At 40.8% G+C, this 15,349-nt stretch carries 14 protein-coding genes; all 14 read left to right on the top strand.

Annotated elements, in window-relative coordinates:
• The first annotated feature begins 3 nt into the window (after positions 1-3).
• The 14 genes from ftsL (at position 4) to sigE (ending at position 15,310) form a co-directional block, all read left to right on the top strand.
• Complete coding sequence (gene ftsL, locus G8782_RS04935) at positions 4-372, top strand: cell division protein FtsL (RefSeq protein WP_172369773.1); 369 nt, start codon at positions 4-6, stop codon at positions 370-372.
• Between the two features lie 35 nt (positions 373-407).
• A complete protein-coding gene (locus G8782_RS04930) occupies positions 408-2,582 on the top strand; it encodes a penicillin-binding protein (RefSeq protein ID WP_172369772.1) in 2,175 nt (724 codons plus the stop codon).
• A 56-nt stretch (positions 2,583-2,638) separates the two neighbouring features.
• Positions 2,639-4,552 (top strand): penicillin-binding transpeptidase domain-containing protein, encoded by a 1,914-nt coding sequence (locus G8782_RS04925; protein WP_425505479.1) that lies wholly within the window; start codon positions 2,639-2,641, stop codon positions 4,550-4,552.
• 101 nt (positions 4,553-4,653) lie between these two features.
• Positions 4,654-5,628, top strand: a complete 975-nt coding sequence (gene mraY / locus G8782_RS04920; protein ID WP_172369771.1) for a phospho-N-acetylmuramoyl-pentapeptide-transferase — start codon at positions 4,654-4,656, stop codon at positions 5,626-5,628.
• Positions 5,629-6,978, top strand: a complete 1,350-nt coding sequence (gene murD, locus G8782_RS04915; RefSeq protein WP_172369770.1) for a UDP-N-acetylmuramoyl-L-alanine--D-glutamate ligase — start codon at positions 5,629-5,631, stop codon at positions 6,976-6,978.
• A 45-nt stretch (positions 6,979-7,023) separates the two neighbouring features.
• Positions 7,024-8,091 (top strand): putative lipid II flippase FtsW, encoded by a 1,068-nt coding sequence (gene ftsW, locus G8782_RS04910; protein WP_343034958.1) that lies wholly within the window; start codon positions 7,024-7,026, stop codon positions 8,089-8,091.
• 18 nt (positions 8,092-8,109) lie between these two features.
• Positions 8,110-8,898, top strand: a complete 789-nt coding sequence (locus G8782_RS04905; protein WP_172369769.1) for a cell division protein FtsQ/DivIB — start codon at positions 8,110-8,112, stop codon at positions 8,896-8,898.
• The gene (locus tag G8782_RS04900) at positions 8,873-9,595 is read left to right on the top strand and encodes a DUF881 domain-containing protein (protein WP_172369768.1); all 723 of its coding nucleotides are present in this window, start codon (positions 8,873-8,875) and stop codon (positions 9,593-9,595) included. Before G8782_RS04905 ends, G8782_RS04900 begins: the two co-directional genes overlap by 26 nt.
• 28 nt (positions 9,596-9,623) lie before the next feature.
• Positions 9,624-10,337: a DUF881 domain-containing protein gene (locus G8782_RS04895; RefSeq protein WP_343034956.1), complete on the top strand. Its 714-nt coding sequence runs from the start codon at positions 9,624-9,626 to the stop codon at positions 10,335-10,337.
• Between the two features lie 2 nt (positions 10,338-10,339).
• A complete protein-coding gene (locus G8782_RS04890; RefSeq protein ID WP_172369767.1) occupies positions 10,340-10,711 on the top strand; it encodes a small basic family protein in 372 nt (123 codons plus the stop codon).
• A gap of 94 nt (positions 10,712-10,805) precedes the next feature.
• Complete coding sequence (gene ftsA / locus G8782_RS04885; protein ID WP_172369766.1) at positions 10,806-12,089, top strand: cell division protein FtsA; 1,284 nt, start codon at positions 10,806-10,808, stop codon at positions 12,087-12,089.
• A gap of 51 nt (positions 12,090-12,140) precedes the next feature.
• Positions 12,141-13,325, top strand: coding sequence for a cell division protein FtsZ (gene ftsZ, locus G8782_RS04880; protein WP_172369765.1), 1,185 nt, complete (start codon positions 12,141-12,143; stop codon positions 13,323-13,325).
• Positions 13,326-13,752: 427 nt separating this feature from the next.
• On the top strand, positions 13,753-14,607 hold the full coding sequence (locus tag G8782_RS04875) for a sigma-E processing peptidase SpoIIGA (RefSeq protein WP_172369764.1): 855 nt from the start codon (positions 13,753-13,755) through the stop codon (positions 14,605-14,607).
• The gene (gene sigE, locus G8782_RS04870; protein ID WP_172369763.1) at positions 14,597-15,310 is read left to right on the top strand and encodes an RNA polymerase sporulation sigma factor SigE; all 714 of its coding nucleotides are present in this window, start codon (positions 14,597-14,599) and stop codon (positions 15,308-15,310) included. Before G8782_RS04875 ends, sigE begins: the two co-directional genes overlap by 11 nt.
• Positions 15,311-15,349: the final 39 nt, after the last annotated feature.

Raw genomic sequence — 15,349 nt, 5'->3', positions numbered from 1 at the left:
TGAATGGCGATAGAGCAAAGAGTGATGGTTTCACCACAAAGAGAATATGAAACTCATGATTTACCGAAACAACAACCGAAAATCAGGCGCAACAAAAAACTATTTTCCAAAGGGGAGAAATTCCTTTTTGTATTATTTGCAGCTGTCCTCGTTCTTTTCGCATCAATGATCTTACATACTGAAAGCCAATTAAATGATGTGAATAGAGAAGTACAAGCACTTAGCGGGAAGATCGAGGAAAAAACAAAACAGAATACGGAATTGTCCATCCAAGTGAAAGAGCAATCTACCTATGAAAGAGTATGGGAGAAAGCAAGAGAACTTGGCTTGAATCTAAACGAAAAAAACGTTAAGGTTGTGCCTGGACGATGAAGAAGAAATTCAGATTCCAATGGGGAGCCTTTCTAATGTTTATCGTTTATGGAGGGCTCTTTTTCTTATTATTTGGAAGGATTGTTTTTATCCAGGTAACTGGTGAAGCTGAAGGGAAAGTCCTCGCTGCATTGGCCGAAAACAAATATGCCAGAGAAGCGATACTAACCGCAGATCGCGGGAAAATTCTTGACCGTAACGGCGAGCTTATTGCTTCTGATACTTTAAGTTATCGACTGGTAGCAGTGTTGGATGAAAAATTAAGCGATTCAAATGTAACTAGACATGTCGATGATCCCGAAAAAGCGGCTGCTGTACTTGCGAAATACCTTCCGCTTGACAAAGAAGAATTGGTTGAAAGATTGACGAGAAGCGAAGAACAAATTAGAGAAGGCAAAAAGAAACAAGTCGAGTTTGGCAGCGCGGGGCGAAATATCAGTCATGAAACTGTCTTAGCGATAAGGGAAGAAAAGATTCCTGGAATTCAATTTATCGAATATAAAAAGCGGTTTTATCCGAATGGAAATTTCGCATCTTATTTAATAGGATTTGCCCAAGAGGAAGAAGATGACAAAGGCGTCATTTCTACAGTTGGGAAAATGGGACTCGAAGCGACCTACAATAAACAGCTGACGGGGGAAAATGGCAAAGTAAATTTCAAGTCTGATAGATTTGGAGTTACGCTGCCAAAAGCCGATAAGCAAATTGTGCCGGCTAAAGATGGCCTCGATATTAAACTTACAATCGATAAAACAATTCAAAACCTAGTTGAAGATGCTATGAATGAAGTCGACAAAGAATACTCGCCGGATAAAATGTTAGTCATCGTAGCCAATCCGAAAACCGGTGCGATTTTGGCAATGAGTCAACGTCCTTCATTTGATCCGTCAACACGTGTTGGGTTGACATCAAATTGGCTTAATGAAGCTGTTGAAAATACGATTGAACCGGGCTCCACGATGAAGATATTCACTTTGGCCGCAGCTATCGAAGAAAATAAATGGGATCCAAACGCAACATTTAAATCCGGCCAATATAAGATTTACGACCGTACTATTCGCGATCACGTTCGAGAAGGTTGGGGGACAATTTCTTTTCTTGAAGGGTTTCAACGCTCATCGAACGTTTCCATGGCTTATTTATTGGAACGTCTAGGCGATCGAGAGTTCATAAAGTATATCAATAAATTTGGATTCGGCGCTAAAACGGGTATTGATTTGCCTAAAGAGTCGGCTGGAATCATTCTCGATCGTTTTCCTTCTGAAAGATTAACGACCTCCTATGGGCAAGGATCAACTATAACTCCGATACAAATGATTCAAGCTGTAACCGCAATTGCGAATGACGGAGTGATGATGCAACCTTATGTAATCGATGAAATTTACAATCCGAATACAAAGAAAGTTGTAGAAAGTAAAGAACCAGAAGAAAAAGGCAAACCTATATCAAAAGAAACAGCCCGAAAAGTTCGTGAAGCTTTAGCTACGACAGTTACATCCGATGCTGGAACTGGGAAAAGATTCGCCTTGAACGGCTATACTGTTGGGGGCAAGACGGGAACAGCAGAAATACCGAGTCCGAATGGCGGCTATTTAAGCGGCGGCTCTAATTTTTTATATTCCTTCATTGGAATGGCGCCTATTGAAGATCCGCAATTAGTAACGTATGTATTAGTCCAACATCCTAAGTTGGAAGCTGGAGAATACGGCTCAGATCCTGTATCAAAACTTTTTACAACAATTATGGAGAGCAGTTTAAAATACTTAAACATCATACCAGATGATATTGAAGAGGTTGAAACAAATAAACTGGGTAATTTCAAGAAAATGGATTCTTCGAAAGCAATTGAAAAACTGAAGTCAGAAGGTTTTTCACCTGTACTGATTGGTGAGGGTGGAAAAATTACTAATCAATATCCAGAAAATGGAGCGCTACTTACCCCTGGATCCGTCGTATTATTGACAACGGAAGGTCAAACGACATTGCCGGATTTCACGGGATGGTCGAAAAAAACATTGTTATCCTTTAAGATGTTATCAGGCCTTGATATCAGAATTACTGGGGACGGTTTTGTAACCGAGCAAAGCCTCACAGCTGGAACGATACCAAGGGAAGATGAACCAATTGTTATCCATTTGCAACGACCCTCTGAAATTTATAAAATAAAGCCGAAGGACGCGGAAGAAATGGATGATATTATCGGCGGCTGACGAATAGCGCCCGGTGCCACTTCATAAGTTAGTAGAAAATGTGAGGTGTGTCAGCGCTGCGTAAAATCATAGAATTACAGTCCAAAAAGAGATTGCGGGCAATCTTCGTCCTATTCATCGTGTTATTCGGAATGGTTTTACTAAAGTTGTTTCATGTTCAAATTATTCGGCATGAATTTCTTAAAACTAAAGCAGAAGAAAACTGGGATCTTGAAATTCCTTTTGGCGGAATGCGTGGCAACATTATCGACCGAAACGGTGAAATGATCGTTGGGAACCGATTAGCGCCAACACTTTATTTTATGCCTTCTCAAAACAAAGATATAAAAGGTGTTGCCGCGACATTGGGAAGAATATTAAATACGGATGTTGCGACTCTCGAGGAGAAACTATCAAAGAAAACATACATGGTTAAAATAGCTCCTGAAGGGAAAAACATTTCGAAGGAACAAGCGGATGAAATTGCAAAACTGCAAATTGCCGGTCTCTATACAGGCGTGGATTTTGTCAGGCATTATCCGAACAAAGAGTTGTTATCAAGATTACTAGGATTTACAGGGTATGACGGGCAAGGATTGGCTGGAATCGAATATGCTTATGATGAAATACTTTCAGGCACAGGAGATCGAATTCGATTATATACGGATGCAAAAGGTGTCCCTTTACCTCATGTCGATGATGGGTTCAGGACTGGAGATAAAGGAGCTTCTGTAGAATTAACCATTGATCTTCGTATTCAAAAAATCGTTGAACGTGAATTACTGCAAGCAATGGAAAAGTTCGAGGCGTCACAAGCACTTGCCATCGTCATGAATCCCAAGACTGGTGAACTATTATCCGTGGCATCTTTTCCGACCTTTCATCCAGCGGAATACCAAAAGATTGATCCTAGTATTTATAATCGTAATTTGCCAGTTTGGATGACATTTGAACCGGGTTCGACTTTTAAAATAATTACTCTTGCTGCTAGTATAGAAGAACAATTGATTAGTTTGGAGAAAGAACGTTTTCACGACCCAGGTTATACGATGGTTGCCAATGCAAGACTTCGTTGTTGGAAAAGACAAGGCCATGGCTCCCAAACATTTTTAGAAGTCGTTGAAAACTCATGTAACCCGGGTTTTGTAGAAATGGGCAGACGTTTAGGCGGAGACAAATTAGATCAATACATTCGGGATTTCGGGTTTGGTCAAACGACTGGTTCAGGAATTGCGGGAGAATCTAAAGGTATTTTATTTTCAAAAGAGGGATTTGGACCTGTAGAACAAGCGACGACAGCGTTCGGTCAGGGAATTTCGGTAACGCCGATTCAACAAGTTCAAGCCGTCGCTGCAGCAATAAACGGCGGTAATCTTTACAAGCCGTATATTGTAAAAGAAATTGTAGACGCTAACGGAATGCCGATTCAAACATTCGGTCCGGAACTGAAAAAGAAAGTGATTAGCGAAGAAACTTCCAAAGAAGTAAGGCATGCGTTAGAATCGGTTGTAGCAAACGGTTCTGGTCGTAATGCTTACACAGATGGACTGCGTGTTGGCGGGAAAACGGGTACCGCGCAAAAAGTGGTAGACGGATTCTATAAAGACGGCGAATATATCGTTTCATTCATCGGGTTTGCACCTGCTGATGATCCTGAACTCCTTGTCTACGTCGCCGTTGACAATCCACATAACTCAGTCCAGTTCGGCGGCGTGATTGCCGCACCGATTGTTGGAAGAATTATCGAGGAAATAGCTCCGGTTGTCGGAATTACAAAGCGAGAAAACCAGCTTGAAAAAGAATATCGTTGGGGCGATGCGATAACTCACCGAGTTCCAGATTTAACTGGAATGACAAGAGAGACAGTACGAAGCCAGCTTTATACGTATCGAATAGAATGGCATGGAAATGGTGAAAAAGTTAAATATCAACTTCCTGCGATTGATACGCTTATTAACGTTGACGATATTATTCACGTATATACCGAATAATATCTGGGGTGATGAACAACGAATACCCTAAAAAATTTTAATGCGAAGTCTGAACCAGCATTATGTTCATAACTGTTTCAGAAATAGAAGGAGAAAAAATCATGACACTCGCTACTACATTGACGGCAATGGCTGTCGCTTTTATCATGTCAATATTATCGGGGTTTTTAATTATACCAGCCCTGAGACGAATGAAGTTTGGTCAAAGCATTCGTGAAGAAGGCCCGAAAGCCCATCAGAAAAAGGCAGGAACGCCGACGATGGGCGGGCTTATTTTCCTTACTTCAATTATTCTATCAACCCTAATACTGTCATACATATACGACGACGTACTGACGACACAAACAATAGTATTGTTATTAATTCTCGTTGGTTTTGGATTGATTGGATTTATAGATGATTTCATCATTGTTGTCCTGAAAAGAAATCTTGGTTTAACATCCCTGCAAAAGTTGATTGGCCAAATCATTGTCGCGATTATTGCGTTTTTCCTATTGAAAATGGGTCCATTCGCAACAACGGTTACAATCCCATTTATAGCGATTGATATCGATCTTGGAATTATGTATATTGCATTTCTAATATTTTGGCTTGTTGGTTTTTCCAATGCTGTCAATATCACGGATGGACTTGACGGCCTGGTTGCCGGCTGTTCAGCAATTTCCTTCGCGGCTTTTGGTGTACTCGCTCTCCATTATGGGCAGGAAAGTATAGCCATATTCACCTTTGTCGTCACGGGCGCCATGCTCGGTTTCCTTCTTTTTAACAGCAAACCGGCAAAAGTGTTTATGGGAGATACGGGATCATTAGCGCTTGGCGGAGCCCTTGCCATGATTTCCATTCTGATCAAGCAAGAAGTATTGTTATTGTTAATTGGTATTGTCTACGTCGTGGAGACTTTATCGGTTATTATTCAAGTCATCAGTTTTAAATTGACTGGAAAACGTGTATTTAAAATGAGTCCGATTCATCACCATTTTGAACTATCGGGATGGTCAGAATGGAAAATTGTACTCGTATTTTGGGGTGTTGCAGCCTTAGCAGCAATCGTTCCTGTACTGTTGGAGGTGTTATAGATGAAAAGTACATTGCAATTTAAAGATAAGAAAGTGCTAGTTCTAGGTCTTGCGAAAAGCGGATATGCAGTTGCAAAATTACTTAATTTATTAGGTGCTGATATCACTGTCAATGATTCGTCTCCCGAGAAAGGGAATAAAGAGGCTGCTGAATTAAGATCTGAAGATATTTCAGTTATTTGTGGTGGTCATCCAGCAGGTATTTTGGACGAAGGTTTTAGTTTAGTCATTAAAAATCCAGGGATACCTTATACCAATCCGGTTGTTGAGGAAGCAATCGAAAGAGGAATTCCTGTTTGGACGGAAATAGAGCTTGCTTATAAAATCAGCGAAGCTCCAATAATCGGAATAACAGGATCCAATGGGAAAACAACGACAACCACTTTGCTGTTTCACATGCTAAGCATCGGTAATAAAAATCCACTGATCGCTGGAAATATAGGAACAGTGTCGTGTACTGTCGCTCAAGATGCAACTCCCGATAATGTAATTGTACTTGAAGCATCATCTTTCCAACTTATGGGGACAGAAACATTTAGACCGAAAATCTCGATTTTGACAAACATTTATGATGCACATCTGGATTATCACGGAACTTCGGATGCTTATGCCGAAGCCAAAGCGGAAATCACGAATAATCAGCTCGAAGATGACTTTTTCATATATAACGATGAACAAGAAGCCGTTCGGGAAATTGCATTAAAATCAAGAGCGATTTTAATTCCGTTTTCTGTTAGCGGGAAAAAAGAAATCGGTATATCTGTAGATGAAACTTATATATATTGGAACGGGACTCCATTCATTCATCGCTCTATTATAAAATTGCCGGGACAGCATAATCTTGAAAACATCTTATCTGCTACTGCAGCTGCAATATTAATGGGATGTGATAAAGAAGCGATTGAAGATGTGTTAGCTTCCTTTACGGGTGTTAAGCATCGGATGCAGTTTGTGAAAGAGTTACAAGGCAGAAAGTTTTACAATGACTCCAAAGCAACGAATACGCTGGCTACTAAAAGTGCGCTTGCCGCGTTTGATGCACCGACTATACTTATAGCCGGCGGATTAGATAGGGGACATTCCTTCGAAGAGTTAAGACCGTTTATGGGGAATGTGAAAGCTGTAGTGGCACTCGGCGAAACCCAAAATAGATTTGCTGACTTTGCATCTTCATGCGGCATTGAACAAATTTTAGATGCCGGAACTATGGAGGATGCCGTCAGCCTCGCGCATTCCCTTTCAGAAGTTGGAGATGTCATTTTATTATCTCCAGCAAGTGCTAGTTGGGATCAATATGCAAGCTTTGAAGTTCGCGGCGATGCATTTATAGAGGCAGTCATGTCCCTTTAAGTAATATATACTGACCGTGGAAGGATGCGTTAACTGGAAAAGAAATTGAAGATAGCGTTTGTCTTATCGGCAATCGCATTATCGTGTATAGGATTGGCTTTTGTCCATTCCGCAGGTTCTTATTGGGGTACCGTATATTACGAAAATTCTTCTCCATTTATTATCAAACAATCGATTCATATGGTAGTATCCATGGGCATTGCATTTTTTATCATGAAAAGCCCGTTGACATCAAAAGAAAAAACATGGACGATTATCTATTGGCTCGTAATAGTAGCTCTTATAGCAGTTAAAATACCCGGTATCGGCGCTTTTCGCAACGGATCGCAAAGTTGGATTGTATTAGGACCGCTGAGTATTCAACCGGCGGAATTTGCGAAAATCACTGTCATCACTATGCTCGCAAGCAGTCTGAGATTTAGAAGCAGTAGTAAATACGTCTTCAACCTTAAGGATATCGGCATTATTTTACTTCCGGCTGGCTTGATCATGTTACAACCCGACCTCGGCTCGACTGTTATATTGATTGTTTCAGCATTCATCGTTTTGTTCGTAGCTGGCTATTCATTACGTTTTTTTACAATCATCGGAGTCGCGGGCTTGGCTGCATTTATCGGGTTAATTGCTGCAGCATCGTATCGGCTCGATCGTATTAAATCATATATCGACCCGTGGAGCGATCCGCTCGGTACAGGGTTTCAAGGAATTCAATCGCTATTTGCAATTGCCCCGGGCGGACTCTTCGGGCACGGTTATGGAAATAGCCGTCAAAAGTATTTGTATTTGCCCGAGCCTCAAAATGATTTCATCTTCTCGATTATTGCGGAAGAGTCGGGGTTTTTAGGCGCTACGATTATCCTTCTATTATTCATAGTTCTTCTCGTAGCCACATTTGGAATTGCGATCAGATCAAAAGACCGTTTCTCATTTCTCGCTATAACCGGGATGGGGTCTATGATCCTATTTCAAACCTTTTTAAATATAGGCGTAGTTTCTGGTTTGTTACCCGTCACGGGTGTAACGCTGCCATTTATCAGTTATGGCGGCTCATCACTCATGACGACGTGGATAGCCGTAGGCATAGTCATGCATTTCATGAATGAAAAAACATAAGGAATCGGGGGGAGCAATATGGATAAAGTCATCGATATAGAAGAACGCATACCATCAATGCGAGAAAAAAGACGCAGAAGAACCAATAAGAAATTCATCTTTATCTTATCAATCTTTGCCTTAGCTCTCCTTGTCATTCTTTATTTCCAGTCACCATTTAGTAAGATTAATAAAGTGACAGTCACGGGAGCTAATTTACATGATAAGGAATTTTACATAGAAACTAGCGGTCTATTAAAGGACAAGTCTTTTTGGGGATTTTCAACTAAAGGGACTGAGGAAGTGCTTGAAAACCTGGAAACTGTAAAAAATGCTTCTATTTCTCGAAAATGGATTCATGATATCGAAATAAAAATTACTGAATGGGACACGGTTGGTTATATTGAGAAAGATGGTCAATTTAGCTTGTTACTAGAAGATGGGGAAATATTTTCGACTGACGAATTAAAACCAAGCGACAAAGCGCCTATCTTAAATGGCTTCGACGATGCGAAGAGTCGGAAGAGGATGACAAACCAGCTTTTGAAACTAGAAAAAAATGTATATCAATTAATTTCAGAAATCATATTGAATGAAAAAGGCCATGGCTCAACGGACTTAACGGTTTATATGTACGATGGATATGAAGTCCGTGCAATGATTTCGACATTCGCCGAAAAAATGTCCTATTATCCAGAAATTACAGCTCAATTGCATGATCACGAAAAGGGCGTAATTGATATGGAAGTTGGCACGTTTTTCACCCCGTATAGTAAGGTGTACGGTTTAAGCGAGGAGGGTGATGAGAGTGCCGAAGAAGATGAATGACGACTACAAGAAAAAAGGTCGGCATATTTTGTTTTCAATCGTATTTCTCGTCCTCGGTTTCATACTTGCATTTTCGTATAAAACATTAGGGAAAAGTAAGGAATCAATGTACCCGGTGTCTGATTCATTCTTGCAAGAAGAAAAGTACCGAGAAGAATTAATTTTACAAAAAGAACGAAATAAGGAACTTTCCGAAGAAATCGGCGTCAAGCAGGAAGGCATACGGTCATATGAACAATCATTTTCCGATAAGGAAAAAGCTCATGCTGACTTAGTTGAAGAAGCAAAAGATCTTCGCTTGCTGCTTGGTGTAATTCCAGCTGCTGGCCCAGGCATCAAAATAACACTGACAGATGCCGACTACGATCCAGTGGAACAAAATCCAAATGATTATATTGTCCATGAAAGTCATATTTTCAAAGTGATAAATGAATTAAGAATTTCAGGGGCGCAAGGGTTATCAATCAACGGTCAGCGAATTACAGCAAATTCCTTTATAAAATGTACGGGACCGGTTATTACGGTGGACGGAAAAACCTTTCCGGCACCTTTCGTAATTGAAGCAATCGGTGATTCAGACGTACTCGCTTCCTCCCTATATTTAAAAGGAGGAGTTATCGATGGACTAATCCGAGATAACATTGTGGTTACAACAGAGCAAATGAAAGAAATAAAATTGGCTGCTTTGGGGGAATAAGTTCAGCGCGGAGGAGGTGGTAGCCCAGGTGCGAAATCAATACAAATTCACGGTAGTGCTGCTCATAATAGGGTTTATGGTGGCTGTTCAGTACAATTCAGTTAAAAAACCTGAAGTGCGCGATACCCGAGACGTTTGGGCAATTCGACAGGAATTAGCGGCCGAGAAAAAAATCCACTCAGAATTACTATCCGACCTCCGCGAATTGGATAAAACAATTGAATCATACGAATCGTCAAAAGAAGAGAATGCCGGCAAAGCACTTTTGAAAACAGTGGACAAGCTTTATGAACAAGCAGGCATGACAGACATGAAAGGCCCTGGGTTGATCATTAAAATACGTCCATCCGCGGAAAGCGTTGCATTCGGGTTGCCGATTGAGGGCGTTTCTCCCGATTTACTTACGCGATTCATTAATGAAATCAATCGAATCAAAGGAAATTCAATCGAAATCGACGGGAAAAGATTTACTTCGTTAAGTTCCATTCGGGATATTAACGGAAAAACAACAGTAGATGGCTTAAATGTATCGGTACCCCCTTTTAGTGTGAAAATCATAACCCAATCGTTTGCCAACTCGGAAAAGCTTTATAGTACATTGCATGCTTCTGAAATTCATGATGAATTTTATCTTGATAATTTAATATTAGAAATTGGAGAACCGGAGAAAGAAATTAATATCCGGGGTTGGAAAGAACGATATACTAATTTGTACTTAAAAGAATTGCCGAAAGGGGAATGACCATGTGGTTGCCTTTTTTAGGGCTGATACTCGGCGTAACACTTGGACTTCTATCAGACATTCATATCCCGCAAATTTACGGCAATTACTTATCAATCGCCGTTCTAGCTGCGCTGGATACTTTGTTTGGCGGGATACGTGCTCATTTACAGCAAGTTTATGATGATAAAGTATTTATTTCGGGATTTTTCTTTAATATCGCGCTTGCAGCAGGTCTTGCGTTTTTGGGCGTACATCTCGGCGTAGACTTATATTTAGCAGCTATTTTCGCATTTGGTGTACGATTATTTCAAAATATCGCGGTTATCCGTAGAATACTTCTTGCCAAATGGATGGAAAAAAGACAAGGTTCCAATGCGGAAAATGCCAAATGAAAGGAAACATTTATATAATGCCAAAATTATTTAGACAATACTGTTATAATGCAATAGAATGGTATATAACAATTGAATTTGGAGGTGCCAGTCATTGAACCAATCAGAATTGTACGTGTCATTAGATATAGGATCATCATCAGTAAAAGTGCTAATTGGTGAAGTTGATGGCGGGACTCTACATGTTATTGGAGTAGGGAACGTTCAATCAGCCGGAATTCGCAAAGGAACAATAATAGACATCGACGCCACTGTCGAGTCAATTAAAAAAGCTGTTGATCAAGCTGAGCGAATGACAGGTATGCAAATTCATGAAGTTGTATTAGGCATACCAGCCAATGGAGTGGTACTTCAAGATGTTAAAGGCGTAGTAGCGGTAAGTTCAGAAAACCGCGAAATTACGGATGAAGATCTTGATCGGGTCATGAATTCGGCCCAAGCGATGTCTGTACCGCCAGAACGCGAAATTGTTAATATTATTCCGAAACAATTTATAGTAGATGATTATGGTGAAATTACAGATCCACGAGGTATGATTGGCGTCCGTTTAGAAATGGACGGAACATTATTTACAACGTCAAAGACATTGCTTCATAATATTTTAAGATGCGTTGAACGCGCCGGCTTGACAATACGCGATATCTTTTTGCAACCTTTAGCTTCGGGAACATTCGCGCTCTCAGATGATGAAAAAAATCATGGGACTGCGTTTATTGATATAGGTGGGGGTTCGACCACCATTTCTATTTTTGGTGATGATCGATTTATGGCTACGAGCGTGATACCAGTAGGCGGCGACCACATAACAAAGGATTTATCGATTGTTTTAAAAACACCAACCGAACAAGCAAGGAAAATCAAGCATCAATATGGACATGCTTTTTACGACGATGCATCTGACGATGAGCTTTTCGAAGTTCCAGTCATAGGAGCCGATTCAAAAGACCAATACAGCCAGCGATACATATCAGAAATTATTGAAGTCAGGCTAGCAGAACTTTTCGAACTCATTTTAGAAGAGCTCTATAAGATGGGCGTTCGTGATTTGCCTGGCGGGGTAGTTTTGACTGGCGGAATTACAAAGCTAGACGGTATTCTTCAGTTAGCTAGACACATCTTAAAATCGCGGGTTCGTGTGCATACTCCGGAATTCATAGGTGTAAGAGAGCCAATGTATACGACTGCGGTCGGGCTAATCCGATATGCATATATGCATGAGGCTTATTTTGGTGCAACATCTGATGGTCCACCTGCCTCGGTTGTCGAAGCATCTGCAACGACGCATACGAACTCGAATAGACAACCTGAAAGAAACCAAGAAAGCAAACCTGGTTTGTTTAATCGGGCAAAGAAAGTTTTCGATAACTTTTTCGAATAGCAGAATACTAAAAATAGAAGAATCTTGTAAGTAGGATAAGGAGGAGAAATGATGCTAGAATTTGAAACGAACGTTGACCAACTCGCAGTCATTAAAGTGATTGGCGTTGGAGGCGGGGGAAATAATGCTGTTAACCGAATGATAGAGCATGGTGTAGAAGGAGTAGAGTTCATCGCGGTGAACACGGATGCTCAAGCACTCAATCTATCATCTGCAGAAGTTAAATTGCAAATTGGAACGAAACTAACGCGTGGCCTTGGTGCTGGTGCTAACCCGGAAGTTGGAAAAAAGGCAGCGGATGAAAGTAAAGAACAAATTGAAGAGGCATTGCGCGGTGCGGATATGGTGTTTGTGACTGCGGGAATGGGTGGCGGAACAGGTACAGGTGCTGCGCCGGTTATTGCTCAAGTTGCAAAGGATCTTGGTGCGCTAACTGTAGGAGTGGTTACTAGACCGTTTACATTTGAAGGACGTAAACGTCAAACACAAGCAATTGGCGGTATTACTGCGATGAAAGAATCCGTAGATACGCTAATTGTGATTCCGAACGATAAATTACTTGAAATTGTCGATAAAAATACACCGATGCTTGAAGCATTCCGCGAAGCCGATAATGTTCTCAGACAAGGTGTACAAGGCATATCCGATTTAATCGCAGTACCTGGACTGATAAACCTTGACTTTGCTGACGTGAAAACAATTATGTCAAACAAAGGTTCAGCTCTAATGGGTATTGGTGTTTCTACAGGTGAAAACCGCGCATCGGAAGCGGCAAAAAAAGCTATTTCAAGTCCATTGCTTGAAACGTCGATTGACGGTGCAAAAGGTGTTCTTATGAACATTACAGGCGGATCTAACTTAAGTCTCTTCGAAGTGCAAGAAGCGGCGGATATTGTCGCGTCTGCATCAGATGAAGATGTCAATATGATTTTCGGTTCTGTAATAAATGATAATCTTAAAGATGAAATTATCGTGACTGTCATTGCTACAGGGTTTACCGAGGAGCAATTAGTTGCATCGCGCCCTACAAGAAGCTCAGGCTTCGGAGCAGCGGCACAGAGTCGTCCGCAGCCTCGTGAGCAACAGATTGAACGTCCGCGTGTACAAGTGCGCCGTGAGGAGCAGGAACAGTTTCAACACCACGAACCTGAACCAGCTCGTCATCAACAAAACAACCACGCCGATGACGGATTAGATATCCCGACATTTTTACGTAACCGTCAACGCCGCAAATAAACTTAAAGACTTTCTAGTAGGTTAATAGCTTACTAGAAAGTCTTTTTTTGTTTAATAATTTTACTGAACAAAACTGGCGACCCACGGGTTGCGGGAATAAACCATCGAGATACGGGAATAAGCTGGTCCGTTACGGGAGCAAACGACTCCGATACGGGAATAAAATTGTCGACTCACGCGTCGCGGGAATAAACCATCGAGATACGGGAATAAAATTGTCGTCCCACGCGTTGCGGGATGCATCCACAAAGTGCGGAAAGATACAGTTCAATCTTAAGAAAGTATTCTATATAAATCATACATGTAAATGAACAATCATATAATCCCGGTATAAAAATAAATGTCGAATGTTTTTTTGATTTTCTTCCTCAATCCGACAAACATTTCAATACCTGCGTGCTAATGTTAGTCATAGGGAGGGCGTCCTATGTATGGTGAGCTAATTATCGGACTCAATATGCTGTTTAATTTTGTGATTCTCTCATTCGCAAACAAAGTAGTTAGTGCCGGGGCGACACGTGGACGTCTCATTATTGCTAGTTTACTCGGTGCTATTCCAGTTACTTTTTTTCCATCGTCCGTGATTGCGATACTGATTTCATTTATTTGTATGACAATCTGCGCTTTTGGAATTGGACAGGAACAGTGGAAAAATTCTGCAGTGATGGTCCTGATCGGTGCAGTAGTTGCGGGAGGATTGCTGACAGTACTCCAAAACCAAATAACCACTCCAAGCGGCAGCATATCTATATTACTCTATGCCGTAATCGCCTATATCTCCCTTTATTTAATGAAAAAGAAATGGCTAGATGTTCGAACAGTACGGCGTGTTTCCGAGTTAATCGCCGACTCGACACTTTACATTTGGAATGAAAAGATTCAAATTTCCGTCTTTGTCGACTCTGGAAATAGTTGCACTGAGCCTCTTTCAGGGGCACCTGTTCATTTTGTCTCATTTCGGCTATTAGAAGATGTTATCCCAGAAGAATTAAAAAAGTCCTTATTATCCTGGGATCCGCAAGGACCTTCCACATTAACGCAATTTCCAGAAGAGTTTTTGAGAAACATCCGGCTTATTAAGCTTATGACGGTACAGGGACATTCTTGGGCAGTCGGCATCAAATTTGAAAAATGGACAATCGAAGGAGGAAATGAACTCGAACAGGGTTATATTGTTTTAACAAAAGAAGATCGACGCTATCCGAATGGCACCGGAGCAATCTTACACGTCTCTGCAATGGAAACAATAATTGAAGAAAGGGGAACTGTACATGCTGCATAAAGCAAAAGAGTGGTTGTCGATTATCACCTCATTTTTAAAAAGGAAGAAAAACGGTACGTATTATATTGGAGGACATGGGGCGCTCCCGAAGCCGCTATCTAGGGAAGAAGAGGCTGTTACAATTCGTGCTTTCATGGAAGGGGACATGGATGCACGCGATACATTGATCGAAAAGAATTTGCGTCTTGTCGTTTACATTGCGCGTCGATTTGATAATACCAATACGCATATTGAAGACCTTATTAGTATTGGAGCGATTGGACTTATAAAAGCTATTGAAACATTTAAACCGGATAAAAACATTAAGCTTGCCACGTATGCTTCACGATGTATTGAAAATGAAATTTTAATGCATCTTCGAAAAACAAATCGGACAAAATCGGAAATTTCTTTTGATGAACCGTTAAATTCTGACGCGGATGGTAACGAGCTATTATTGTCGGACATCCTTGGCACAGAAGCAACGATAATAATCGATAATGTCGAGCGCAAAATTGAGCGCCAACATATGATTGAAGCAATTCGGACACTTGATGAAAGAGAACGATATATTATGGCATGTCGTTTCGGATTAACTGGAAAAGTCGAAATGACACAAAAAGAAGTTGCGGATATGCTCGGTATTTCTCAATCCTATATATCACGTCTCGAAAAGAAGATTATAATGGAATTGCGTGAAATGTTGAATCATCCTATTGCATAATGGTTGAAATTGGAGCTGTTCATTTTCGCATATTTCGCT

Source organism: Sporosarcina jiandibaonis, assembly GCF_013184495.1.
GTDB classification, from domain to species: Bacteria; Bacillota; Bacilli; order Bacillales_A; family Planococcaceae; genus Sporosarcina; species Sporosarcina jiandibaonis.
This window is presented reverse-complemented; position numbering and strand designations above follow the sequence as displayed.

Coding starts and splice junctions, on each gene's coding strand:
- G8782_RS04905 (WP_172369769.1), top strand. CDS start 8,110: ATGGATAAAGTCATCGATATAGAAGAACGCATACCATCAATGCGAGAA.
- G8782_RS04875 (WP_172369764.1), top strand. CDS start 13,753: ATGTATGGTGAGCTAATTATCGGACTCAATATGCTGTTTAATTTTGTG.
- G8782_RS04890 (WP_172369767.1), top strand. CDS start 10,340: ATGTGGTTGCCTTTTTTAGGGCTGATACTCGGCGTAACACTTGGACTT.
- mraY (WP_172369771.1), top strand. CDS start 4,654: ATGACACTCGCTACTACATTGACGGCAATGGCTGTCGCTTTTATCATG.
- murD (WP_172369770.1), top strand. CDS start 5,629: ATGAAAAGTACATTGCAATTTAAAGATAAGAAAGTGCTAGTTCTAGGT.
- sigE (WP_172369763.1), top strand. CDS start 14,597: ATGCTGCATAAAGCAAAAGAGTGGTTGTCGATTATCACCTCATTTTTA.
- G8782_RS04900 (WP_172369768.1), top strand. CDS start 8,873: ATGAGAGTGCCGAAGAAGATGAATGACGACTACAAGAAAAAAGGTCGG.
- ftsL (WP_172369773.1), top strand. CDS start 4: ATGGCGATAGAGCAAAGAGTGATGGTTTCACCACAAAGAGAATATGAA.
- ftsZ (WP_172369765.1), top strand. CDS start 12,141: ATGCTAGAATTTGAAACGAACGTTGACCAACTCGCAGTCATTAAAGTG.
- G8782_RS04930 (WP_172369772.1), top strand. CDS start 408: ATGTTTATCGTTTATGGAGGGCTCTTTTTCTTATTATTTGGAAGGATT.